Source organism: Actinopolyspora biskrensis (genome assembly GCF_013408175.1).
GTDB classification, from domain to species: domain Bacteria; phylum Actinomycetota; class Actinomycetes; order Mycobacteriales; family Pseudonocardiaceae; genus Actinopolyspora; species Actinopolyspora biskrensis.
This window is the reverse complement of record NZ_JACBYW010000002.1, coordinates 279,969-303,465: the sequence shown is the minus strand read 5'-3', so window position 1 is coordinate 303,465 and position 23,497 is coordinate 279,969. Positions and strand designations below refer to the sequence as shown.

Here is a 23,497-nt window from a genome sequence, read left to right as displayed (position 1 = left end):
GAGGCTGTCATGTCCACGATGAACGCACAGCTGCCCGGTGTGTTCTACCGACGTCCCTCTCCCGAACAGGCCCCCTTCATCGAGGAAGGCGGGACGGTCGAACCCGGACAGCTCGTCGCCCTGATCGAGGTGATGAAGACGTTCAACGAAGTCAAGGCCGATCGCTCGGGAATCATCAGCAAGTTCCTGCTCGGCGACGGTGACGAGGTCGAGGCGGGTCAGGGCATTGTCGAGGTCGATGAAGCATGACGGGACGCAGCAGAATCCTGGTCGCCAACCGCGGTGAGATCGCGGTGCGCATAGTGCGGGCCTGCCACACGGCGGGTCACGAGGCCGTTGCGGTCTACTCGGACACGGACAAGAACGCGCGTTGGGTACGAATGGCCGACGAGGCGCTGCACATCGGCGGTTCCCCGGCGGCGAAGTCCTACCTCAACACCGACGCGATCCTCGAGGCGGCCAAGTACGCCGAGGTCGACGCGGTCCACCCCGGCTACGGCTTCCTCTCGGAGAACGCGGCTTTCGCCCGCGCGGTCACGGCCGCCGGTTTCACCTTCATCGGCCCTCCCCCGGAGGTGATCGAACTGATGGGGGACAAGGCCAGCGCGCGCAGCGCCGCGACCGAGGCCGGAGTTCCGGTCGTTCCGGGCAGCAGGCCGGTCACCGACACGGATGACGCGGTGCGCGTCGCCGAGGAGATCGGCTATCCGATCCTGGTGAAGGCCGCGGCGGGCGGCGGTGGACGAGGCATCCGACCGGTACGGGACGCCACCCAGCTGACCGAGGTCTTCGCCGGGGCCCGTGCCGAGGCGCAGTCCGCCTTCGGGGACGGGACCGCATACCTGGAACGCGCGCTTCCACGTGCCAGGCACGTCGAGGTGCAGCTGCTGGCCGACCACCACGGGAACCTGGTTCACCTGTTCGAGCGCGACTGCTCGGTACAACGCCGCAGGCAGAAGCTCCTGGAGGAGGCTCCCGCGCCCGGGCTGGACGAGCGCACCAGGAACGAACTCGGGGAGGCGGCGAAACGGCTGGGCGAGCACGTCGGCTACCGCAACGCGGGGACGGTCGAGTTCCTGGTCGATCCGGACGGACGGTTCTACTTCATCGAGATGAACACGAGGGTGCAGGTGGAGCACCCGATCACCGAGGCCATCACCGGTGTGGACCTGGTGGCCGAACAGCTTCGGATCGCCGACGGTGCGTCGTTGTCCCTCACGCAGGACTCGGCGCGACACTCGGGAGCGGCCGTGGAGCTGCGGATCAACGCCGAGGACCCGGACAACGATTTCCTCCCGACCCCGGGGGAGATAACCTCCTTCGAGGCCCCGGGAGGCCCCGGGGTCCGGCTCGACACCGCCCTCACCAGGGGCGAGCAGATCAGTCCCTTCTACGATTCGCTGATCGCGAAGCTGGTCTGCTGGGGAGCCGACCGGCAGCAGGCCTACGCACGTGCGCGCCAGGCCCTGTCGGAGTTCCGGGTGGAGGGCGTGGCGAACACGATCCCGCTTCATCGCGAGTTGGTCGACGACGGGGAGTTGACCGAGGGAGCGGTGCACACCACCTGGCTGGAGGAGCGGTCCTGACAGGGCTCTTCCGGCCGGGTCGTCGGTTCGGGGCGGGGTTTTCCCGCCGGCGCCGGACGGAGGTTCCGCGCCTGCCGGGGCGGGTGCTTCCGGGAGCTCCTCCGGAGGCACCGTCCCGCCCCGGCCCGCGCTGCGAGGAACCGACTCGAGTGCCGACCTCCTGTGCGAGCCGGGACGAACCGCTTTCACAGGGATCGCCGACGTTCGAGCGTGTTCGGGTGGAGGTGTTCCACGCGGTGAACCGCTTCGTCGAGGAACTGGGCGACGTGCGTGTCGTAGAGCGAGTACACCACAGCCCTGCCCGCCCGGTCCCCTTTCACCAACCAGAGCGAACGCAGCACGCGCAGCTGGTGCGAGACCGCCGATTGCCCCATCCCGACTGCCTCGGCCAGCTGGTTCACCGAACGGGCTCCCTGGCGCAGCTCGCTCAGGATCAACAAGCGGGACGGCGTGGCCAGCGCCTGCAGCGTCTCGGCGACGGAGACGGCCGAATCGTGGTCCAGGCGCGCGGTCGGGATGGTCGCGTCGCGGAGTCCGTGACCCATGAGCGCAGTCTATCGAGCGACTGATCACCACGGCGCGCAGCGCCGAGAACCGCCCCCGGAGCGGAGCTTCCTCCCCGGGCTGAGCTGACGGCCGTTTCCGGTGCTCACGTGCCACTGGAAGAGGGCCGACCGGCACCTCGCCAGGGGGCGTGCCGCCCGCCGCACCGTTGAAAACGCGATATCGATCACACCGGTTTGCCAGTCGAATCAGCAAAGTTAGTGTTGCTAACGAAATAAATTGGTCCGACTCGGAGGTGCTCGGGTGACCGCGCTGAACGATTGGGACATCGCGACCGGAGTCGGTGTCACGGCTCTCGCCGTCGCGAGCGGGCGCGCCCTCGAAAGCGCCAGGAACGACCGGCTCGTCGAGGACCCCCACGCGGCCGATCTCGTACGAGCCGCCGAGTCCCCGATCGAGCTCCCCTCCTCCCCCGCCGACGAGGCGCCCCTCCTGGACCGGATGGCCGACTACATGGCGGTACGCACCCGCTACTTCGACGACTGGTTCGCGGAAGCAGGCGCACGCGGTGTTCGGCAAGCCGTCATTCTGGCCAGCGGCCTGGACACCAGGACCTTCCGCGGGGACTGGCCGGAAGGATTCCGGCTGTTCGAGGTCGACCAGCCGAAGGTCCTCGAGTTCAAGGACTCGGTCCTCGACTCCGAAAACGTGCGACCGCGGTGCGAGCGCCACTCCATCGGGGTCGACCTGCGCGCGGACTGGGCCCACGAGTTGGAACGAGCCGGCTTCGACGCCGAGCTCCCCACCGCGTGGCTCGCAGAGGGGCTCTTCCCGTACCTTCCCGCGGAAGCGGAGCGCGACCTGCTGGACAGCGTGCGCTCCCTTTCGGCCCCGGGAAGCCGGCTGATGATCGAGCACGCGGAGCTGCCCGAGGACCTCGGGAACTCGCGGCTGAACGAGATCGCGCTGCGGTGGGGCATCGACATGACCGAACTGGTGCCCGGCGAGCGGAAACCCGACCCGGCCGAACGGCTGCGCCCGGCGGGGTGGAGCACCTCGCGCGAGTCGTTCACCGACATCGCCGAACGGCACGGCAGACAGCTGCCCGCCGACGAGGGTCTCGGACCGGTCCTCCGCAATTCGTGCGCACTCTCCGCGCGACTCGAGGGCTGAGACGCCTCCAGCCGACGGCGGGGAGCGGCGGCGCTCTCCCGGAGCGGATGCTTCGGGAGAACGCCGAGCTGCTCACTCCGCGCTCAGCTCGATGTCCACATTGCCGCGCACCGCGTTGGAGTAGGGGCACACGAGATCGGCGGCCCGCGCCAGCTCGAGCGCTCTGGCGTGCTCGAAACCGGGCAGCCCCACGCGCAGCGTCACGGACAGCTGGTATCCGCCGTTCCCGTCGGGCCCGAGGCCCACCTCCGAGGTGACCGAGGACCCCTCGATGTTCTCCTTCTCCCGCCGGGCCACCAGCTGCAGTGCGCTGTGGAAGCAGGCCGCGTAGCCCGCCGCGAACAGCTGCTCGGGGTTGGTGCCCTCACCGCCCGCTCCACCGAGTTCCCGTGGAACGGACAGTCCCAGATCCAGCACCCCGTCGGAGGAACGGGTGCGCCCGCTCCTGCCAGATCCGGTCGCGGTGGCCTCGGCCGTGTAGGACGTCGTCATTCTCGCTGCCCTCCTGAGAGCACTGTCCGGCTACACCCGAAACAATAGCCCAAAACTAAATTGCGCGCAACCTTTATGTGCGTACCCGCCCACGGGGAGAGCGGGAGCGGAACCGATCACCACAGCGCGGAGGGGCTCACTCGCTCCGGACGCGAAAACGGCCCGCCGCCTCGGAAGGAGAACCGAAGCGACGGGCCGTTCGGGAGAACTCCGTCAGTACTGTTCGAACCGCCCCACCGAGGTGACCCGAACCACCGCGACCCCGGCCTCGTCCGAGGCGGGCAGATCCACCTCGGCACTGATCCCCCAGTCCTGATCCCCGGAGGGGTCGGCGAAAACCTGGCGCACCAACCAGCGCTGCGACTCCTCGGTGACCATGAACAGAGCGGGACCACGCGCGTCGGCATCGGTGGCCAGCTCGTCGTACTCCTCGAAGTACTCGTCCATCGCCGCTTGCCAGTCCTCGGCGGTGAAGCCGTTCTCGCCCTCGAGCGCGGCGAGTTCGTCGAACCGCTCCCGTGCGGCCAGTTCGACCCGGCGGAACATGGCGTTGCGCACCTGCACGCGGAAGGCGCGGGTGTTCTCGGTCAACTTGGCGGGGCCCTCGTCGACCGGTTCGCCGTCCGTGGGCTCCGCGGTCGGGTTGCGCAGCCGCTCCCACTCGTCGAGGAGGCTGGAGTCCACCTGGCGCACCAGTTCCCCGAGCCACTCGATGATGTCGCCGAGCTCCTCGCTCTTCGCGTCGTAGGGAACGGTGTGCCGCAGCGCCTTGTACACATCGGCCAGGTACCGCAGCACCAGCCCCTCCGAACGGGCCAGGCTGTAGTGGTTGACGAACTCGACGAAGTTCATCGCGCGCTCGTACATGTCCCTGGCCACCGACTTCGGCGACACCTCGTGCTCGGAGACCCAGGGGTGGCCCTGCCGGTAGGTTTCGTAGGCGGCCTCCAGCATGTCGGCCAACGGCTGCGGGTGGGTGATCTCCTCGACCACCTCCATCCGCTGCTCGTACTCCACTCCCTCGGCCTTCATCCTGGCGATGGCCTCTCCGCGCTCCTTGGCCTGCTGCGCCCCCAGCACCTGACGGGGATCGTCCAGCGTCGCCTCGATGATCGAGAGCACGTCGACCGCGTAGCTCGGCGACTCCGGATCGAGCAGCTCGATGGCCGCCAGCGCGAACGGCGAGAGCGGCTGGTTGAGCGCGAAGTCGAACTGCAGGTCCATGGTCAGCCGCACCAGCCTGCCCTGCTCGTCCGGTTCCTCCAGCTGTTCGACCACTCCGGCGGACACGAGGGCACGGTAGATCGCGATCGCACGCAGCATGTGCTTGCGCTGAGCGGGGCGGCTCTCGTGGTTGTCGGTGAGCAGCCTGCGCATCGCCGCGTAGGTGTCACCCGGCCTGCTGATGACGTTGAGCAGCATGGCGTGCGTGACGTTGAAGCTGGACACCAGCGGCTCCGGCTCCGCCGCGACCAGTTTGTCGAAGGTCTTCTGCCCCCAGGACACGAAGCCCTCGGGGGCCTTCTTCTTGACGACCTTGCGGCGCTTCTTCGGGTCGTCGCCCGCCTTGGCCAGCGCGCGCTCGTTCTCGATGACGTGCTCGGGCGCCTGCACGACCACGTAGCCGTCCGTGTCGTAGCCCGCGCGTCCGGCACGTCCCGCGACCTGGTGGAACTCCCGGGCCTTGAGGTGCCTGGTCCGGTTGCCGTCGAACTTGGTCAACCCGGTCAGCAGCACGGTGCGGATCGGCACGTTGATGCCGACCCCGAGGGTGTCGGTGCCGCATATGACCTTGAGCAACCCGGCCTGGGCCAGCTGCTCCACCAGACGGCGGTAGCGCGGCAACATCCCCGCGTGGTGCACGCCGATGCCGTGCCGGATCAACCGCGAGAGCGTCTTGCCGAACCCGGCCGTGAATCGGAAACCGCCCAGCTTCTCGGATATGGCGTCCCGCTCGGCCCTGCTGGCCACGTTCATGCTCACCAGAGCCTGCGCCTGCTCCACGGCGGATGCCTGGTTGAAGTACACCACGTAGATGGGGGCCTGGTTGCCACCGAGCAGTTCCTCGATGGTCTCGTGCAGCGGGGTCATGGCGTAGCGGAAGGTCAGCGGGACCGGGCGTTCGGCGGAACTGACCACGGCCGTCTCCCGGCCGGTGCGCCGGGTGAGGTCCTGCTTGAAGCCGGTCACGTCCCCGAGCGTCGCCGACATCAGCACGAACTGGGCCTGCGGCAGTTCCAGCATCGGCACCTGCCACGCCCAGCCGCGCTGCGGTTCCGCGTAGAAGTGGAACTCGTCCATGACGACCTGGCCGACCTCGGCGCGCTCCCCGTCGCGCAACGCGATGTTGGCCAGGATCTCGGCGGTGCAACAGATGATCGGGGCGTCCGGGTTGACGCTGCTGTCGCCGGTCAGCATTCCCACGTTGTCCGGGCCGAACGTGTCGACCAGCGAGAAGAACTTCTCCGAGACCAGCGCCTTGATGGGCGCGGTGTAGAAACTGCGCTGCTTGCTCGCCAGGGCGGTGAAGTGCGCGCCGACCGCGATCAGGCTCTTCCCCGAGCCGGTCGGGGTGCTGACGATCACGTTGGATCCCGACACCACCTCCATCAGCGCTTCTTCCTGAGCGGGATAGAGGTCGAACCCCTGATCGGCGGTCCAGGTGGTGAAGCCCTCCAGGAGCGTGTCCGGATCGGCATCGGGCGTCGGGGGGAGCTGGTCGGTAAGCGTCATCTCCCCTCCATCTTCCCGTTCGGCGTCCGTGGTGGGCACGTGGGGTCGAACACACTCGTTCGGGGGAGTGCTCCGGGAATACGGCGCAACCCGCCCGGCGGAAGGGCGCCCGCCGGGTCCGAGGAAGCCCCTCGGGATTTCGCCTGCAACTGTGGTTCACCGAACACGCGGGGCGTACATGATCACGGCCACGCCGAGCAGGCAGATCAGCGCACCGACGACGTCGTAGCGGTCGGGCCGGTAGCCGTCCAATGCCGTTCCCCAGGCCAGCGACCCGGCCACGAACACGCCCCCGTAAGCGGCGAGGATCCGTCCGAAGTGGGCGTCGGGCTGCAGGGTTGCCACGAACCCGTACGCCCCGAGCGCCGCCACACCGGCTCCGATCCACAGCCAGCCCCGGTGCTCGCGCACGCCCTGCCAAACCAGCCAGGCGCCGCCTATCTCGCAGAAAGCGGCCAACACGAACAGGGCGATGGAACGGGCTATCAGCACGGCTCCACGTTAGGACCTCCACCGCCCCCCACCGGCCGCCGTCCTACGCTGGGCTCCTGGCACGGAGGCCCCCGACCCGTTCGGGACCGTGCGAGTCGGCTCCCGAAGACCACACGAAAGCGTTGTGTGACAACCATCTCACCGATGGTGATCGCTTCGGCGCGTACCGTCGATCTCGAGAGCCCGATCACGATTCAGCACCACTCACGATTCAGCACCGTCTTCTGGAGTCGTCTTGCGTATCGCCTTCGGCAGCCAACCCCTCTACTCCCACCTCGTTCCGGCCGTGCTTCCACTCGCTCGGCTGGCGGCCGAGGCCGGACACGAAGTGGCGGTGCTGACCTCGCCCGAACTGTCCGAAGAGATCCACGCGTTCGGACTGACCCCGCTTCCCCTGCGGAACGCGATCAGCCCGCGCGAGATGCTCCAACGCCCCGAACTGCACGAACGACTCGGGCTGGACCTGGCGTTCCTCGAGGACCTGGGGCGGAAGACGCTGCGCGCACAGGACGACCACTTCGCGGCCATGTTCGCCGGACCGGTCGCGGGGGACAGCGCGGAAGAGGCCGTGGAGGTGCTGAAATCCTTCGCCCCCGACCTGCTCGTCCGCGAATCCACCGACCACGCGAGCTACTACGCGGCCGAATACCTCGGAGTGCGGCACACCGCCCTGGACATCGGACCGCTGGCCCCGTTCAACACCGAGGCGATGCTCACCAGGATCAACGAGCAGCGCGGCAGGCTCGACCTGGAACCGGTGACCGATCCGCTGCACCCCTTCCGGGGTGGGAGGATCGGCATGGCCCCGGAAAGCTTCTACCCGGAGTCGCTGCGGCTCCCCTCCGCGAGCTACTACAACGCTCCCCCGGCGAGGGCCGGACAGCTCGACCCGGCGATCGCGGAACTGCCGGGAGACCGCCCCCTGGTGCTGGCCACCCTCGGTTCCAACGCGGCCGGGATGCTCGGCGGAGGCGAACTCAACCTGCTGAACACCATCGTGGAAGCACTCGGCGATCTGCGTGTCACGGGTGTGGTCGCCCTCGGCGACGGCGTCTCTCCCGAGGACTGGACCGGATCCCGTCCGGACAATGTGTACCTGACCTCCTTCGCACAGCAACAACTGCTGCTGCCCGCCTGCGAAGCCTTCATCACCCACGGCGGTTTCAACGGAGTCCGGGAAGCGCTCAGCAGCGGAATTCCCATGGTGGTGCTGCCCATATCCGCCGAGCAGCCTGCCAACGCCGAACGAGTCGAACAGCTGGAGGCGGGCAAACGCCTCAACCTCGAGGACCTCACCCACGACTCGCTGCGCACGGCCTTGGGGACGGTGCTCGCCGACTCCGCCCACCGCCACCGCACCCGGGCCATGGCACGGGAGTTCCGCGCGCTTCCCCGGTTCGGCGAAATCGTGTCCGGCCTGGAGAGGCAGCTCGAGCAGCGGTGAGCCACGGTTCCGCGCGGGCAGTCTTTCGAGTTCGACCGCGCGGACGTCACTTGAGGACGTCCGCGCGCCAGCTCCCGATCTCGGCGAGTACCGCGGCGAACAGGGATCGCGCCCCCGGAGGAGCTTCGACGTAGTCCCGATCCTGATCGACCGGTCCTTGTTCGACCGGATCCCGTTCATCCTGTTCGGCCGGGATCGAGTCCTCCCGCCCGACGGACGGCGGTTCCGGGGTGGCGAACTCGTCCTGCCGTTCGAGGGGCGCTTCCCGCGGTCCGGAACCGTCACCCCCGAAGATCTCCTCCCGAGCCTCACGCGGCAGCGTGGCGCATTCGTCGGTGGCCTGTCCGGTCATCGTCCTCTCCCGTCCGGTGTGACCGCTCCGGGGTTCGTTCCGTCTCCCGAGCGGAGCTCTTTTCGTCGATCAACACGAGGATGCGCCCTCAAAATAGGTAGCACAAGTGAAACTTTCTGCACTGCTGATTAGCACAACTGAAAGATCGATTTTCACCCGGACGAACACCGAACGAACTCGGAACTCACGGCGGGCTCCCGCGTGAGCACTTCCCCGGAGCGACTCCCAGCTCCGGTTAACGAGCTCTAACAAATTTGGGACGCGCGTCACACCCGACGCCGGTCTCGATTCGCCGAGCACGGGCATACCATCGGCTTCCATGACGGCGTCGGAGCGCTCAACGTCGAGCGAGCACGGAGACCGGCTCGATCTGATGGCCGGGTTCGAACCGCCCACCCACGGGCAGTGGCAGGCGCAGGTCGATCAGGTGCTGCGCAAGTCCGGTCTGCTGCCCCGGGACGCACCCGCCCGGGAGCGACCGGAGGAGGCGCTGGCAACCGAGACCTACGACGGGATCGAGGTCCAGCCGCTGTACACGGCGCGCGCCGGGCACTCCGCGAACGGACTGCCCGGGCTGGCCCCGTTCACCAGGCACTCCCGCCCCGCGGGCGCGGTCGACGGGGGCTGGGACGTTCGTCAGTACCACGACGACCCGGACGCGGCCACGAGCAACCGCGAGATACTGGCCGATCTGGAGGGCGGAGCCGGTTCGGTGTGGCTGCGGACGGGCCCCGGCGGAATCGCCGTGGAAGATCTCGGGGACGCGCTGCACGGGACCCGGCTCGACCTCGCGGGTGTGGTGCTCCATCCCGGACAGCACTACGAAAGCGCCGCCGCGGAACTGCTGCGGCTGGCCGAGCAGTGGGGCGTGGCCGACGAATCGCTGCGCGGCAATCTCGGAGCCGACCCCGTGGGCCTGCGAGCTCGGACGGGAGCCCCCCACGACACGGGTCCCGCCGTGGAGCTCGCCCGCCGCTGCGCGCGGAAGTATCCGGGCATGCACGCCATCAGCGTGGACGGGCTGCCGTACCACGACGCAGGCGGTTCCGACGCCGAGGAGCTCGGCTGTGCCGTCGCCGCCGGGGTCGCCTACCTGCGCATGCTCACCGAAGCGGACCTGCCCGCGGAAAACGCGGCCGGACTGCTGGAGTTCCGCTTCGCGGCCACAGTGGACCAGTTCACCACCATCGCCAAGCTCAGGGCGGCCCGGCGAATGTGGGAACGGGTGCTGCGTGCCTGCGGAGTCGCCGAGCACGCGCGGGGTCAACGGCAGCACGCCGTGACCTCCTCGGCGATGCTCACCCGTCACGACCCGTGGGTGAACATGCTGCGCTCCACCATCGCCGCGTTCGCCGCCGGAGCGGGTGGCGCGCAGTCCGTCACGGTCCGACCCTTCGACACCCCGCTGGGGCTGCCCGACTCCTTCTCCCGCCGGATCGCCCGCAACACCCAGGCCCTGCTGACCGACGAAGCCCACATCGGACAGGTCATCGATCCGGCGGGCGGCTCGTACTACGTGGAGTCCCTGACCGACGAGCTCGCGAAAACCGCGTGGAGCTGGTTCCAGGACATCGAGGCGACAGGAGGCCTGTCCGAGGCACTCGGTTCGGGGATGGTCGCCGAACGGCTGGACAGCACCTGGCAACGGCGCCGTGAGGCACTCGCCCACCGCACCGACCAGCTCACCGGAGTCAGCGAGTACCCGGACCCGAACGAACGGCCGCTCACCCGTCGCGCACGCCCCCCGGAACCGGAGACGGGCGGGCTGCCCCGGCACCGCTACGCCGAGGACTACGAACGGCTCCGCGACGAGGCCGAGCGCATGGCCGAGGAGCTGCCCGCCGGGCGCCCCAAGGTCTTCCTCGCGACGCTCGGCCCGCTGGCCTCCTACACCGCACGTGCCTCCTTCACGCGGAACCTGCTCGCCACGGGCGGAGTGACCACCGAGGAGGCCGGGGAGACCGAAACGACCGGGGAGGTGCTGGAGGCGTTCGAACGTTCGGGAACCACCCTGGTGGTCCTGTGCTCCTCGAACGAGATCTACGAGCAGCGCGCGGAGGACACCGCCACGGCCCTCGCGGCGGCGGGCGCGCGGCTCGTGCTGCTGGCCCGCACCCCCCAGGACCCGGCTCCCCGAGGGGTGGACGGCTTCGTCCACGCCCGCAGCGACGTGCCGCAAGCGCTGACCGACATCCACCAACGGTGGGCCTCGCCCACCGCGGCCGTTCCGAAAGCGACATCATGACCAGCCACGACAGGATTCCCGACTTCACCGAAGTCGAGCTGGACGAGCCTCCGGCCACTGAGGACGGGCAGCAGTGGCACCGGGCGGTGCGGGAAACGACCGGTCAAGCCCCCGAGCAGCTGACCTGGCACGCCCCCGAGGGCATCGACGTCAAACCGCTCTACGCGGAGTCGGACACCGAAGGGCTGCGCTTCCGGCACGGTTACCCCGGTATAGCGCCCTACCTGCGCGGCCCGTACTCGACGATGTACGTCAACCAGCCGTGGACCGTGCGCCAGTACGCCGGTTTCTCCACCGCGGCCGAGTCCAACGCCTTCTACCGGCGCAACCTCGCCGCCGGGCAGAAGGGGTTGTCGGTGGCGTTCGACCTCGCCACCCACCGCGGCTACGACTCCGACCATCCGCGGGTGGCCGGCGACGTGGGCATGGCAGGGGTCGCCATCGACTCGATCCTCGACATGCGGCAGCTGTTCGACGGCATCCCGCTGGACCGGATGAGCGTGTCCATGACCATGAACGGCGCGGTGCTGCCGGTGCTGGCGCTGTTCATCGTCGCCGCCGAGGAGCAGGGGGTTCCGCCGGAGAAACTCGCGGGGACCATTCAGAACGACATCCTCAAGGAGTTCATGGTCCGCAACACCTACATCTACCCCCCGCAACCCTCGATGCGGATCATCTCGGACATCTTCGCCTACACCTCGGCGCGGATGCCGAAGTTCAACTCGATCTCCATCTCCGGGTACCACATCCAGGAGGCCGGAGCCACCGCCGACCTGGAACTCGCCTACACCCTCGCCGACGGGCTGGACTACATCAGGGCCGGGCTGAACGCGGGCCTGGACATCGATTCCTTCGCTCCCCGGTTGTCCTTCTTCTGGGGGATCGGAATGCACTTCGGCATGGAAGTGGCGAAGTTGCGCGCGGCCAGGTTGCTGTGGGCCCGGCTGGTCTCGGAGTACGGTCCCACCGACCCGAAATCGCTGTCGCTGCGGACGCATTCGCAGACCTCCGGCTGGTCGCTGACCGCGCAGGACGCGTTCAACAACGTCGCGCGCACCTGTGTGGAGGCCATGGCGGCCACCCAGGGGCACACCCAGTCGCTGCACACCAACGCGCTGGACGAGGCACTGGCGCTGCCGACGGACTTCTCGGCGCGCATCGCCCGCAACACCCAGCTGCTGCTGCAGCAGGAGTCCGGGATCACCAGGGTCATCGACCCGTGGGGCGGCAGCCACTACGTCGAACGCCTCACCCAGGACCTGGCCGAGCGGGCGCAGACCCACATCGACGAGATCGAGCGGGCCGGCGGCATGGCCGCGGCCATCGACGCGGGGATCCCCAAGATGCGCATCGAGGAGGCCGCCGCACGCACCCAGGCACGTATCGACTCGGGCAGGCAGCCGCTGATCGGCGTCAACCGCCACCGCCCCGCCGGATCCACCGAGGACGGGGCCCCCGAGGTGCGCAAGGTGGACAACAGCGCGGTGCGCGCCGAACAGCTCGAAAAGCTCCGCACCCTGCGGGAACACCGCGACGAGGAGGCCTGCAACGACGCGCTGCGCAAGCTCGCGGCGGCCGCGCAGGCCACCGTGGACGACCAGCGTCCCGACGACCTGGAACACAACCTGCTCACCCTGGCCGTGGACGCGGCGCGGGCCCACGCCACCGTGGGCGAGATCTCCGACGCGTTGGAAACCGCGTTCGGCAGGCACTCGGGGCAGATCCGTACCATCTCGGGGGTGTACACCGAGGAGACCGGGGACGACTCCACGATCGAGCGGACGCGCTCACTGGTCGAGGAGTTCACCCGGGACGAAGGACGCAGGCCCAGGATCCTGGTGGCGAAGATGGGCCAGGACGGCCACGACCGCGGCCAGAAAGTGATCTCCACCGCCTTCGCCGACCTCGGTTTCGACGTCGACGTGGGGCCGCTTTTCCAGACCCCCGCCGAAGTCGCCCGGCAAGCGGTCGAGTCGGATGTGCACGTGGTCGGCGTGTCCTCGCTGGCCGCGGGCCACCTGACCCTGGTGCCCGCCCTGCGCGCGGCCCTGGACGAGGTCGGCGGGGACGACATCGTGATCGTGGTGGGCGGCGTGATCCCGCCTGCCGATCACGAAGCACTGCACGAGGCCGGAGCGGCTGCCGTGTTCGGACCGGGCACCGTGATCGCGGAAGCGGCGGACGGGCTGCTGCGACGGTTGCGCACCGAGCTGGGACACGACGAGGATTGAGGCCCGCGGCAGAGCTTTGCGCGGTTGGTCGGGTAGCCGTCACGTGAGTCGGCGCCCTGCCGCGTTGCAGGGCACCTCGAGTAACGGCCCCGCCCCGAACGAGGCCCTCCGTCAGAAGTTCCAAGAGCACTCGTCCGAGCGGGGCGCCCGGACGCGAACTGGCCGTCCGGGCGACGCCCGCGGCGAAACGAGACCTGAACCATGTCACGAACCATCGATGTCGACACCTACGCCGAGGGCGTGCTCGCGGGGTCACGCCCCACGCTGGCACGGGCCATAACCCTCGTGGAGTCCACCCGTCCCGAACACCGGGACAAGGCGCAGCGGTTGCTGACCCGACTGCTGCCGCACGCGGGTGGCGCCCACCGCATCGGCATCACCGGCGTTCCGGGGGTCGGCAAGTCCACCTTCATCGAGTCGCTCGGCACCAAACTGGTCGGTGAGGGACACCGGGTCGGGGTGCTGGCCGTGGACCCCTCGTCGAACCGGAGCGGGGGCAGCATTCTCGGTGACAAGACCCGCATGGGCGCGCTCGCCGCCGAGGCGGACGCCTTCATCCGCCCCTCCCCCACGGCGGGCACCCTCGGCGGGGTGGCCAGGGCCACCAGGGAAACCATCGTGCTCATGGAGGCGGCCGGATTCGACGTGGTGCTGGTGGAGACCGTCGGGGTCGGACAGTCCGAGATCACGGTTGCGGGGATGGTGGACTGCTTCCTGCTGCTCACGATGGCCCGCACCGGAGATCAACTGCAGGGCATCAAGAAGGGTGTGCTGGAACTGGCCGATCTGGTCGCGGTCAACAAGGCCGATGGTCCCCACGAGGACGAGGCCCGCCGATCCGCCCGCGAACTGCGGAGCGCGCTGCGGCTGCTGACCCCGCCGCACGCGTCCTGGAAACCGCGGATCACCACCTGCAGCGGCCTCAACGGAACGGGGCTGGACAAACTCTGGCAGCAGGTGTTGGAGCACCACGCGGCGTTGTCCGAGGCAGGAGATCTGGAGGAGAAACGCAGCCGGCAGCGGCTGGAGTGGACCTGGGAACTGGTGCGGGACCAGCTCATGAGCGAGCTCCTCGGGAATCCGCGGGTGAAGCGGACGCGCGAGGAGATCGAACAGCGGGTGCGCGACGGCGAGGTGACCGCCGGCATGGCCGCCGAACGCGTCCTGCGCGCCTTCCGTGGAGACGACTCGAGCACGTGACGGGGAGGCCGCCCAGCGCCGTCATCCCGCGAGACCGTAGGGAGGTACTCCGCTCCGCAGCAGCTCGGTCATCCCCACCGCGTCCAGCGGTGTGCCGTAGTACGGGCCGGAGGCGATCTCGCACCCGGCTTCCCGCCACCAGCGCACCTGTCGTTCGGTGCTCACCCCCGAGGCGGCTACCGGCACCCCGCAGTCCCGCGCCAACGGGATCACCCCGGCCAACGCACGGGCCTCCGGGGTCTCCTCCTCGCCCGCGCACTCACCGACCAGTCGCACCACGTCCGGAGCCAGCAAAGCGGCATAGGTGGGGAACTCGCGAAGAAAGCGCAGTTCGGACGGAGCGCCGCTGAACTCGTGCGCCGCGGTCTGCACACCCGTCCCGGCCAACGTGGTGACGTTGTCCCGCGCTTCACCACCACTGCTCATCAGAGCTTTCATGGACACGCACAGCCGCAGCCACCCCGCATCGAGCGCTCCCCCGTCCACGAGGTCGCGCACCACGGCCACCAGGTCCGGGTCGCGGGACTGGTTGGGGCTCAGCCCCGCGACGAGCTGCGGGCACAGCCCCTGCGCGTGCCACTCGCCGAGCTGTGTCCACGCGGTGCGCAGCATCCAGTCCCGCAGGGACAACGTGATCCCGGAGCGCTCGGCCAGCCGCAGGCACTCGTCGTGGTCGAGTTCGTCGTGGCCGGACGGCTGCCAGGAAAGGCGCACCTCGACTGCGAGCAGGCTCCCCTCGAGCAGCGAGACCCACGGTCTGTAGCGCACCTGGAACTCGCCGAGTTCCAGCGCTCCCGGCATCACGGCGGCCAGCCTGGCATCGGAACGCTCCGACGGGGCCCGGAGCGGGTCGAAAAGCGCCCACTGCCGCTTGCCCGCCTGCTCCGCTCCGCGCAACGCCACTTCGGCCGCCCACATCATATCGGCGGGCTCCCGATCCCCAACGGCACGCTGGATGACCCCGATGCTGGCCGTGGGGGCCAACCCGTTCCCCCCGATGTAGATGGGCTCGTCCAGCTCCTTGTTGATCACCTCGGCGAACTCGGAGATCTCCGGCGTGTACCGGTCCTGTCTCACCAGGACGGCGAACTCGGTCCCTCCGATGCGAGCCACCAGTCCGTCCTCGTCCTCGACGAGCCCCTGGAGCCTGTTGGCCACGGTGCGGACGATCTCGTCACCGACCTCGTAGCCGAGCCCTTCGTTGATCAGCTCGAAACCGTCCAACCGCAGCTGGTACAGCGTGAGGCGATCCGTCGAGGGGAAACCGGCGAGCGCGGTCTCCAGCCTGGAACGGAAGTGCTGCCGATTGGGCAAGCCGGTTATGGCATCGTGCAGGGTCTGGTGTTGCAGGCGTTCCTGCAGGTAACTCAGCTCCCGCAGGTCCTCCACCATCACGACGAAACGCCCGGGGATGTCCTCCCCGTCACGCAACGTCGCGAGCGAGACGCGGGTCCAGGCCTTACCGCCGTCCGCTCGCAGCAGGTTCCTGCGTTCCCGCAACTCGTCGCGGGTCCCCCGCAGCAGTTCCGCGTAGGTGTTCGCGAGGAAGTCGGTCTCGTCGGGGTGGAACAGCTCGGCGAGCGTTCTGGAGCGCAGCTCCTCCCCCGAGTACCCGAGGAGCGACTCCAGGGTCTCGTTCACGTCGAGGAAAGCGCCCTCCCCGTCGCATATGCCCATGCCGACCGGCGTCGTCCGGAAGACCTCGTGGAAACGGTCCTGGCTGGCCCGCAACCTGTACTCGCTATCCAGCTTGGACCGGAGTATCGCGCGTCTCAGGTTTTCCTGCTGGTCGAGGACGGTCGCGCGGTTCGCGGCGGCGTAACCGGAGGCGACCGAGGTCAGCAGGCTGAACACCTGCCGCACCGATTCGTCGGAAGGGGCCGGGAGCAGTGCGCGGCAGAGCAGGTCGAGGCTGCGCGCGAGGCTCTCCTCACCCGTGGCGTTCAACCGGACCAACTGCTCGCCGATCCGCTCCCCGGTACGTTCGGTCTCTCCCGGTGTCCGGAGACCGTCCACGATCTCACCGGCCAGTTCGCACAGCCTGTTCTCCAGGGATTCACGAGCCATCGGCACGTACGACGTGCGGTTCAGTCGCTGGGCCCACTGCGCCGCCAGCTCCGCGCACCACGGTTCGCTCCCCCAGGAAGCCGTCCGCGAATCGGGCACTACTCCCTCGCCCGGAGCACCACAACCGGAACTCGCGCGACTCATCTCACCTCTCCCTAGCGACAGCACCGAACCCCACGAACCAGAAAACCGGCGGGAAAACACCGCCGCACGTACCGCATACCGGAACCGCACGCCCCCGCACAACCGGCACGCCACTTCCGCACAAGGTTTGTTACCCACCCCCGCGTGAATTCGTTCCGCTCCCGGCTCCACCGCATCAAGCTCCTCTTGCCCGGGGCGCCGCAGCCCGGTCCCCACCACACCGGGATCCAACAGTTCGAGCCCGTCGAACAACTCGGTGCTCTCCGCGTGGGAACGCGGATGGATCGGGGCGGCGCTCTGCTTCACCACCTCGCCCCCCGCATCGCGTCGGGCCCGATGTCGGCCGTGAAACGCGAAACGACCAGACTCGCCGGAGGGCAGGGCATCCCCGTGACACCGCACCACGTTCACCGGATCCGACCCCGGCGGAACGAAGTGCAGCACTCCGACGAGCAACAATCCGATCGGTTCGGAGAAGTCCACCAACCGCCGGGGCTCCGGGGGCGCCAGCACGTTGTCCGGGCGCAACACGTCGGCGTGCAACGCGCTCACATCCGGGGTGTCCCGCAACAGCAGTTCCCCCGTGCGCGACCGCGACCGGTTCGTCGTCCACGCAGGCCACTTTGGTGTCAGGCTCGATCCTGCCCGCCACCTCGTGCACGTTGCCGACCGCCGGGCTGCCCGTCCCGGTGCCGGCGAACTGTCGTGTCCCCGCATCCATCGGGGTCAGCACGGCTCTGCGCAGGAAAACCCGGTTGGGACACGCCACGTCGCGCGCGCTGGGCAGCGCGGCGGGAAACCGCTCGCCCAGCCGACGGTCCGCGGCGAAGTCGTGCGCGCCGCCGAGCAGGTACTCGTACACTCGCGCGGCGCTGGGCGTCTCCTCGTCCAGGCGCCGCAGCAGCCAACCGTCCTGTGCCGTCACCCCACCCCCTCGACGGTTCCGTCACGTTCTTCCAAGGGTACTGGGTGCCCCCGACAAAACGGGCGAACGCGTCATGTGTGGGCGTTCGGCGCGGTCGCGTTGGAAGGTGCCCCGGAGACATGTCTCGTCGCGGGAGCACGAGGCCCCTCCGGCACAGCGAACAGGCCCTGACGCGGTGAACGAAGTCTCGGCACGCGCTGCCATACCGGCACCGACCGACACACCACCACTGTGACGATGCTCGTCCAACCGGTGCCGTGTTGGCAACCGCTCGAGGGACATTCACCCGCTGACCGGGGCGGAGAACTCCGCCAGCGGCGGCAGGTCCAGCAACCAGCGCGCCCCCAGGACAAGCAGACCCACGGAGATCACGAACCAGACCGCCATCCAGACTCCCCCCGCCACACCGGTCAACCTGGCCAGCTGATCCGCATCGGAGTCGGACGCCCGACCCCTGCGGCGTTTGCCGGAGAGCTCGAACAACGGCCGCACGCCTCCCAGCAGCAGCAACCAGCTCAGCAGCTCGGCGCACACCACGGTGACCGGAGGGGTGCCCCACCGGATCACGGCCGCGAGAGCGAGGCCGGTGAGCACCACGGACAGCACCCCGTAGAGGTTGCGCAGCGCGATCAGCAACAGCGCCAGCGCCCCCACCGCCGTCCAGAGCATGACCTCCACGTGCTCGGCGGAAACCGTCCAGGCCGCGACGGCCCCCAGCAGCGACACGGCCGGATATCCCGCGAACAGGGTCAGGACCATCCCGGGGCCGCGCGCGGGCCCGGTGGAAACGGTCAGCCCCGAGGTGTCCGAGTGCAGCCGGATCCCGTTGAGCCTGCGGCCGCTGAGCAGAGCCACCAGGGCGTGCCCCGCCTCGTGTGCGATGGTCACCACGTTGCGCAGCACCCGCCAGGTGCCGCGGTAGCCGACCAGCACGAGCGCGAGCAGCGCGACCACGGAAGCCGGAACCGCTCCCGACACGTTCGTCAGCACTCGGCCGAACTCTTGCACAACGATCCTCGCAACCGGGTCGATTCGGCTCCTGCACGTGTCTCACCGACCGGACGCCGCGGAGTCCACCCGCGGTTCCGGGAATCGGCTGCCGCTCGGGAGAGCTCCACAGCCCGCGGGAGGAACCCGCTCACCGGCAGGGGCTTCCCCAGCCGTCAGGTGCTCCCACCCGGGGTCGCGGAACCCTTCGGAACCGCCCCCGGGAGGTCGCCGCCCCCTTCGTGGCCCAACACCCGGTGCGCCAGCAGGACTCCCCCGACCACGGCGGAAGGGATCACCACGAGCTGGGCCACCGGGATCAGGCAGAGCAGATAAGTCGGAACCGCGAATCCCAGCACCTTGCGCCGATGGCGCCACAGCAGCCGGTGGCGCCGCCCGATTCCCATCCCGAGCCGTTGGAACACGGGACCGGTCACTTCCAGGGCTATCAGCCACGCGCCGAACAGCACCCCGCAAACAGGCACCACGGTCTGGCCCAGCACGGGAACGAAGCCGAACGGGAACAGCAGCAGCGCCCCGAGGACACCGATCAGCACCAGCCGCAGCGCGTCGCGAACGCCGCGCCACACCAGTCGCGGCTGCCCGGCACCGTCGGATCCGCTGTCCAGCCCGCGTTCCCGTTCGGTGCGCTCGGCGATGTAATCGTAGAACGGTCCGCCAATCAACAAGGTCAGCGCGACGAAGGACACCGAGCCGAGCAGCACGGCCCCCGCGACGAGGGCGCAGGCCAGAACCGCACGCAGCACCCCCCGCCACCACGCGGACCACCCCTCGGCGAAGGGGGTCATCCAGGAGGCCAGGTCGCCGCTGAACCAGGCGAGCACACCGATCCCCGCGAACAGGACCAGACTGCTCAGCAGGGCGGGCACACCACCGAGCAGCAGCATCCTCGGCGAGCGGAGTATGTCGAACAAGCCCTTACCCAGCTCGCGGGCTCCGAGTCCCGTGTCATTCATCGTCGAACTCTCGCGGCACCGACGACACGGCGCCGCCGATCCTGTGGTGGGTTTCCGTTCCGGCTGCCGGGACACCCGCTCGGCGGAACCGTCCGACAACCACGGCGACTGATCCTACCGGAACGCCGTTCGTGAAAACGGTTCTCCCACTAGGCGCCCGAGCCGGGCACCGGAACGAGCGGGGCCGGCCGCGCACCGGCGGCCGGCCCCGTCGTGGGCTCGTCTCACGCGATGATCCTGATCGGGTCCTCCAACAGCCCCGTGAGCTGCTGCATGAACACCGCTCCCACGGCGCCGTCCACCGCGCGGTGATCGGCCGACAGGGTGAGGCGGAGCATCTTGCGGACCGCGAACTCGCCGTCGCGCACCTGCACCTCCTCCCGCGTGGCCCCCACCGCGAGAATGGCCGCCTCGGGCGGGTTGATCACGGCGGAGAACTCCTCGATGCCGAACATGCCCAGGTTGGACACGCTGAAGGTGCTTCCGGTCATCTCGTCCGGCTTCAGCTTGCCGTCACGGGCGCGCTCGGCCTTCTCACGTCCCTCGGTGGCGATCTCCGAGACGCTCTTGCGGTCGGCGTCGGGGATCACCGGCACCACGAGGCCGGAGTCCAGCGCCACCGCCACTCCGAGATGGACCCGCTTGTGCTGGAACAGCTTCTCGTCCCGGAACGAGACGTTGACCGAGGGGTTGGCGCGCAAGGCCGTCGCGCAGGCCTTGACGACCAGGTCGTTCACGCTGACCTTCGGCCCGCCCGCGGCCTGCAACCGCTCGTTGAGGTCCGCGCGGAAGGAAACCAGGTCCGTGACGTCGACCGCGCTGGTCAGGTAGAAGTGCGGGGCCTGCTGCTTGCTCTCGGTCAACCGCTTGGCGGTCACCTTGCGGATGTTGCTCAGCGGGATCTCCTCGAGATCCGGGTCCTCCACCGCTGCGGGGGCCCCGGTGGAGGCGTCCCGCGTGGAAGCGGTGGGAGCGGTCGAGGGCTGGTCCGTCCCGGAACGCTCGGCGGCGGCCTCGATGTCGACCCTGATGATCCTGCCCCCGGGTCCGGTGCCGGAAACGGTGGACAGGTCGACCCCCTTCTCCCGCGCGACCGCACGCGCCAGCGGGGACGCCTTCGGACGGTTCCGCGGACCGTCCTGGGAGGCGTCGCCGGAATCCGCGGCGGATCCCTGCCCGGCGGGGGCGGGATCCTGCCGGGCCGGAGCGGGGCTCTGCCCGTCGCCCTGCGGTTCCGAACCGCTCTTCTCCCCGGAGGACTGCTGGGCGGAACCGGGGCTCTCGGAGGGCCCGGACTCCGCGGCCGATCCGGAGCCGTCGCCGAGCAAGCCGATCGGGGTTCCGATCGGGACGGTCTCCCCCTCGCCGATCAGGATCTTCTCCAGCACCCCGTCGTCGTAGGCCTCCAGCTCCATGACGGCCTTGTCCGTCTCGATGTCGGCCACCACGTCGCCACGGTTGATCTGCTCACCCACCTGCTTGCGCCAGGCGGAGATGACGCCTTCCTCCATCGTGTCGGACAGGCGCGGCATGTGAATCTCGGTCATGGTCTTCCTCGGCTCCTGATGAACGACTCACCGTGCCGGTGCGGGAGCTCGCGGCCCTTGCGCCACCGACACGGCGAGTCTGCGCCTTGCTGGTTTCTCAGCGACGATGTCCGACGGCTTCGAGTGTCTGGTGTACCGCCGTGGTCAGCGACTCGGCGGAGGGCAGCGCCGCCCGCTCCAGTGGTTTGGCGTAGGGCAACGGCACCTCGGCCGCGGCGACACGGCGCACCGGGGCGTCGAGGTAGTCGAAGGCACCGTCCGAGATCGAAGCCGCGATCTCCGCCCCGACACCGTAGGTCAGCCAGTCGTCCTCGGCGATGACGGCGCAACCGGTCTTGCGCACCGACTCGACGACGGTCTCCCTGTCCAGCGGGCGCAGGCTGCGCAGGTCCACCACCTCCGCCGAGATGCCCTCGTCCTGTTGCAGCTGGTCGGCGACCTGGGTGGCGACGTTGGCCATCCTCGAGTACCCGATGATGGTGATGTCGCTTCCAGGGCGGACGACGCCCGCCTTGCCGATCTCCGCGGGAGCCACCTCGTCCGGCACCTCGCCCTTGGTGTTGTAGAGGGCCAGGTTCTCCAGGAACAGCACGGGATCGTTGTCGGCCATGGAAGCCTTGAGCAGCGCCTTCGCATCAGCGGGCGTGCTCGGTGCGACCACCTTCAGGCCGGGGACGAAAGCGTAGTAGAGCTCGATGTTCTGGGAATGCGTGGCACCGAGCTGCTGGCCACCGCCACCGGGGGTGCGCAGCACCATGGGGGCGTTGGACTGGCCACCGAACATTCCGTAGATCTTCGCGGCGTGGTTGACGATCTGGTCCAGCGCGAGCAGCGAGAAGTTGATCGTCATCAACTCCACGACCGGGCGCAGCCCCAGCATCGCCGCTCCCACGGCGGCGCCCACGAATCCTTCCTCCGCGATCGGGGTGTCCCGGACACGCTTCTCCCCGAACTCGTCGAGCAAGCCCGCGGTGATCTTGTAGGAGCCCTCGAAGACTCCGATCTCTTCGCCGATGAGGAAGACGTTCTCATCGGCGAGCATTTCCTCGCGCAGCGTGTCATGCAGCGCTTGCCGATAGGTGATGACAGCCAACGGTGTTTCTCCTGGGCATGCTTCGCCGTGGGGTCGTGTGCACGACCCCCGGCGGTTCGTGGCGGGGTGTGATTCGGTGGATCGCTCCCGCTCGGCCCCTTCCTGGCCGGACCGGGCGGGAGACAGTTCGTCAGAAGACCGGGTCGGCCGGGAGCCTGCGGGAGTCGTTGGCGACCGGCGTGGCGTAGGTGTAGTCGAACAGGGTCGAGGGATCGGGATGCGGACTGTCGTCGGCGAAGGCGACGGCCGCGTCGACATCGGCCTGCACGGTCTGCTCGATCTCGGATGCGCCGTCCTCGTCCAGCACCCCGGCCGAGAGCAGCTGGTCCCGGAAAGCGGCCACCGGGTCCGCCGCCCTGGCGGCCTGGGCGTCCTCGGAGCTGCGGTACTTGGCCGGGTCGACCACCGAGTGCCCCTTCATCCGGTAACTGACCGCCTCGAGCATGGCCGGCTCGCCGGTCTTCCTGGCGTGCTCGACCAACCTGCCGGATGCCTCGTTCACGGCGAGCACATCGTTGCCGTCCACCCGCTCACCGTGCATCCGGTAGGCCACGGCCCGCTTGTAGAGCTCGGACTCGGCGGAGGCCATGTCCACCGTCGTCCCCATGCCGAGATGGTTGTTGATCACGACGAACACCACGGGCAGCTTCCACAGTGCCGCGATGTTCATCGACTCGTGGAAGGCGCCGATGTTCGTCGTCCCGTCGCCCATCTGGCACATGACCACCTGGTCGCCGCCCCGGTAGTCGATCGCGAGCGCCGCACCCGTCGCGAGCGGGACCTGTCCGCCGACGATTCCGTACCCCCCGAGCAGCCCGACGTCGGTGTCGAACATGTGCATCGAACCGCCGAGGCCCTTGGAGGTCCCGGTGGTGCGGCCGTAGAGCTCGGCCATCACCCGGTTCGGGTCGATGCCCTTCGCGATGGCGTAACCGTGCTCCCGGTAGTTGGTGAACAGGTAGTCGGATTTGTGCAACGAGCTCATCAACCCGACGACGGTGGCTTCCTCTCCCAGGTTCAGATGGCAGTACCCACCGACCTTGGCCTGGGTGTAGCCCTGGGCGGCGCGCTCCTCGAAACGCCTGATCAGCGACATCTGCTTGAAGTAGTCGCGCAGCTGTTCCGGGGACTCGGATCCCAGCGCGGCCCTCTCCTGAGTCTGTTGCGCCCGGTTTCCGCTCGAGCGGGTGCCGCCGCGACGACTCTTCGAGCCGGAGCTTGTCGGCTTGCTGCGGGTAGCGGTCTCCGCCATGAGAGATCCCCTCTTCGAGTGGGTGGTTAGCGGCGTCCCGAAGACCGAAGGGC

At 68.9% G+C, this 23,497-nt stretch carries 18 protein-coding genes and 2 pseudogenes; 7 read left to right on the top strand and 13 right to left on the bottom strand.

The features are described 5' to 3' along the window. The first annotated feature begins 9 nt into the window (after nt 1-9). Both FHR84_RS07090 and FHR84_RS07085 read left to right on the top strand, forming a co-directional pair. Nucleotides 10-249, top strand: a complete 240-nt coding sequence (locus tag FHR84_RS07090) for an acetyl-CoA carboxylase (protein WP_017974282.1) — start codon at nt 10-12, stop codon at nt 247-249. After that, entirely contained in the window at nt 246-1,586 is a 1,341-nt protein-coding gene (locus FHR84_RS07085; protein WP_179534657.1) for an acetyl-CoA carboxylase biotin carboxylase subunit, read from the top strand. Before FHR84_RS07090 ends, FHR84_RS07085 begins: the two co-directional genes overlap by 4 nt. Nucleotides 1,587-1,771: 185 nt before the next feature. On the opposite strand, the gene FHR84_RS07080 is transcribed toward FHR84_RS07085, so the two are convergent. Continuing rightward, nucleotides 1,772-2,131 (bottom strand): ArsR/SmtB family transcription factor, encoded by a 360-nt coding sequence (locus FHR84_RS07080; RefSeq protein ID WP_179534656.1) that lies wholly within the window; start codon nt 2,129-2,131, stop codon nt 1,772-1,774. A gap of 262 nt (nt 2,132-2,393) precedes the next feature. Between FHR84_RS07080 and FHR84_RS07075 the strand changes: the two genes are divergently transcribed. Next, entirely contained in the window at nt 2,394-3,263 is an 870-nt protein-coding gene (locus tag FHR84_RS07075; RefSeq protein WP_179534655.1) for an SAM-dependent methyltransferase, read from the top strand. Between the two features lie 72 nt (nt 3,264-3,335). On the opposite strand, the gene FHR84_RS07070 is transcribed toward FHR84_RS07075, so the two are convergent. The 3 genes from FHR84_RS07070 to FHR84_RS07060 all read right to left on the bottom strand — a co-directional run bounded on the left by FHR84_RS07070 (nt 3,336) and on the right by FHR84_RS07060 (nt 6,980). After that, the gene (locus FHR84_RS07070) at nt 3,336-3,755 is read right to left on the bottom strand and encodes an organic hydroperoxide resistance protein (protein ID WP_179534654.1); all 420 of its coding nucleotides are present in this window, start codon (nt 3,753-3,755) and stop codon (nt 3,336-3,338) included. Nucleotides 3,756-3,968: 213 nt separating this feature from the next. After that, nucleotides 3,969-6,488 (bottom strand): DEAD/DEAH box helicase, encoded by a 2,520-nt coding sequence (locus FHR84_RS07065; RefSeq protein WP_179534653.1) that lies wholly within the window; start codon nt 6,486-6,488, stop codon nt 3,969-3,971. Nucleotides 6,489-6,644: 156 nt separating this feature from the next. Further along, the gene (locus FHR84_RS07060) at nt 6,645-6,980 is read right to left on the bottom strand and encodes a YnfA family protein (RefSeq protein ID WP_179534652.1); all 336 of its coding nucleotides are present in this window, start codon (nt 6,978-6,980) and stop codon (nt 6,645-6,647) included. Nucleotides 6,981-7,215: 235 nt separating this feature from the next. On the opposite strand from FHR84_RS07060, the gene FHR84_RS07055 reads away from it, so the two are divergent. After that, a complete protein-coding gene (locus FHR84_RS07055; RefSeq protein ID WP_179534651.1) occupies nt 7,216-8,424 on the top strand; it encodes a glycosyltransferase in 1,209 nt (402 codons plus the stop codon). 46 nt (nt 8,425-8,470) lie between these two features. On the opposite strand, the gene FHR84_RS07050 is transcribed toward FHR84_RS07055, so the two are convergent. Next, the gene (locus FHR84_RS07050; protein ID WP_179534650.1) at nt 8,471-8,776 is read right to left on the bottom strand and encodes a hypothetical protein; all 306 of its coding nucleotides are present in this window, start codon (nt 8,774-8,776) and stop codon (nt 8,471-8,473) included. Between the two features lie 319 nt (nt 8,777-9,095). Here FHR84_RS07050 and FHR84_RS07045 point away from each other — a divergent pair, with 319 nt between their 5' ends. The 3 genes from FHR84_RS07045 to meaB all read left to right on the top strand — a co-directional run bounded on the left by FHR84_RS07045 (nt 9,096) and on the right by meaB (nt 14,452). Continuing rightward, nucleotides 9,096-11,021 (top strand): methylmalonyl-CoA mutase subunit beta, encoded by a 1,926-nt coding sequence (locus FHR84_RS07045; protein ID WP_179534649.1) that lies wholly within the window; start codon nt 9,096-9,098, stop codon nt 11,019-11,021. Then, nucleotides 11,018-13,252, top strand: a complete 2,235-nt coding sequence (gene scpA / locus FHR84_RS07040) for a methylmalonyl-CoA mutase (RefSeq protein WP_179534648.1) — start codon at nt 11,018-11,020, stop codon at nt 13,250-13,252. The genes FHR84_RS07045 and scpA overlap by 4 nt, the downstream gene beginning before the upstream one ends. Before the next feature lie 201 nt (nt 13,253-13,453). Continuing rightward, nucleotides 13,454-14,452: a methylmalonyl Co-A mutase-associated GTPase MeaB gene (meaB, locus tag FHR84_RS07035; RefSeq protein ID WP_179534647.1), complete on the top strand. Its 999-nt coding sequence runs from the start codon at nt 13,454-13,456 to the stop codon at nt 14,450-14,452. Nucleotides 14,453-14,473: 21 nt separating this feature from the next. Here meaB and FHR84_RS07030 read toward each other — a convergent pair whose 3' ends face one another. The 8 genes and pseudogenes from FHR84_RS07030 to pdhA all read right to left on the bottom strand — a co-directional run bounded on the left by FHR84_RS07030 (nt 14,474) and on the right by pdhA (nt 23,444). Further along, nucleotides 14,474-16,618 carry a putative bifunctional diguanylate cyclase/phosphodiesterase gene (locus tag FHR84_RS07030; protein ID WP_343075194.1) on the bottom strand — a complete coding sequence of 715 codons (2,145 nt, stop codon included), beginning with the start codon at nt 16,616-16,618 and terminating at the stop codon, nt 14,474-14,476. A 228-nt stretch (nt 16,619-16,846) separates the two neighbouring features. After that, nucleotides 16,847-17,380, bottom strand: a pseudogene (locus FHR84_RS23175) (SAM-dependent methyltransferase); the annotation flags it as partial. Next, nucleotides 17,307-17,525 (bottom strand): annotated as a pseudogene (locus tag FHR84_RS23170) (SAM-dependent methyltransferase); the annotation flags it as partial. The pseudogenes FHR84_RS23175 and FHR84_RS23170, both read right to left, overlap by 74 nt. A 345-nt stretch (nt 17,526-17,870) precedes the next feature. Beyond that, nucleotides 17,871-18,578: a M50 family metallopeptidase gene (locus FHR84_RS07020; protein ID WP_343075184.1), complete on the bottom strand. Its 708-nt coding sequence runs from the start codon at nt 18,576-18,578 to the stop codon at nt 17,871-17,873. Between the two features lie 173 nt (nt 18,579-18,751). Continuing rightward, nucleotides 18,752-19,552, bottom strand: coding sequence for an EI24 domain-containing protein (locus FHR84_RS07015; protein WP_179534645.1), 801 nt, complete (start codon nt 19,550-19,552; stop codon nt 18,752-18,754). Between the two features lie 224 nt (nt 19,553-19,776). Then, nucleotides 19,777-21,099, bottom strand: a complete 1,323-nt coding sequence (locus tag FHR84_RS07010) for a dihydrolipoamide acetyltransferase family protein (RefSeq protein WP_179534644.1) — start codon at nt 21,097-21,099, stop codon at nt 19,777-19,779. Between the two features lie 97 nt (nt 21,100-21,196). Then, complete coding sequence (locus tag FHR84_RS07005) at nt 21,197-22,192, bottom strand: alpha-ketoacid dehydrogenase subunit beta (RefSeq protein WP_179534643.1); 996 nt, start codon at nt 22,190-22,192, stop codon at nt 21,197-21,199. A gap of 130 nt (nt 22,193-22,322) precedes the next feature. After that, nucleotides 22,323-23,444: a pyruvate dehydrogenase (acetyl-transferring) E1 component subunit alpha gene (gene pdhA / locus FHR84_RS07000; RefSeq protein WP_179534642.1), complete on the bottom strand. Its 1,122-nt coding sequence runs from the start codon at nt 23,442-23,444 to the stop codon at nt 22,323-22,325. Nucleotides 23,445-23,497 lie beyond the last annotated feature (53 nt).

Bases quoted from the DNA above. Each gene is read 5' to 3' on its own strand.
- FHR84_RS07090 (WP_017974282.1), top strand. From the start codon at position 10: ATGTCCACGATGAACGCACAGCTGCCCGGTGTGTTCTACCGACGTCCC.
- FHR84_RS07085 (WP_179534657.1), top strand. From the start codon at position 246: ATGACGGGACGCAGCAGAATCCTGGTCGCCAACCGCGGTGAGATCGCG.
- FHR84_RS07080 (WP_179534656.1), bottom strand. From the start codon at position 2,131: ATGGGTCACGGACTCCGCGACGCGACCATCCCGACCGCGCGCCTGGAC.
- FHR84_RS07070 (WP_179534654.1), bottom strand. From the start codon at position 3,755: ATGACGACGTCCTACACGGCCGAGGCCACCGCGACCGGATCTGGCAGG.
- FHR84_RS07065 (WP_179534653.1), bottom strand. From the start codon at position 6,488: ATGACGCTTACCGACCAGCTCCCCCCGACGCCCGATGCCGATCCGGAC.
- FHR84_RS07050 (WP_179534650.1), bottom strand. From the start codon at position 8,776: ATGACCGGACAGGCCACCGACGAATGCGCCACGCTGCCGCGTGAGGCT.
- FHR84_RS07045 (WP_179534649.1), top strand. From the start codon at position 9,096: ATGACGGCGTCGGAGCGCTCAACGTCGAGCGAGCACGGAGACCGGCTC.
- scpA (WP_179534648.1), top strand. From the start codon at position 11,018: ATGACCAGCCACGACAGGATTCCCGACTTCACCGAAGTCGAGCTGGAC.
- meaB (WP_179534647.1), top strand. From the start codon at position 13,454: ATGTCACGAACCATCGATGTCGACACCTACGCCGAGGGCGTGCTCGCG.
- FHR84_RS07015 (WP_179534645.1), bottom strand. From the start codon at position 19,552: ATGAATGACACGGGACTCGGAGCCCGCGAGCTGGGTAAGGGCTTGTTC.
- FHR84_RS07010 (WP_179534644.1), bottom strand. From the start codon at position 21,099: ATGACCGAGATTCACATGCCGCGCCTGTCCGACACGATGGAGGAAGGC.
- pdhA (WP_179534642.1), bottom strand. From the start codon at position 23,444: ATGGCGGAGACCGCTACCCGCAGCAAGCCGACAAGCTCCGGCTCGAAG.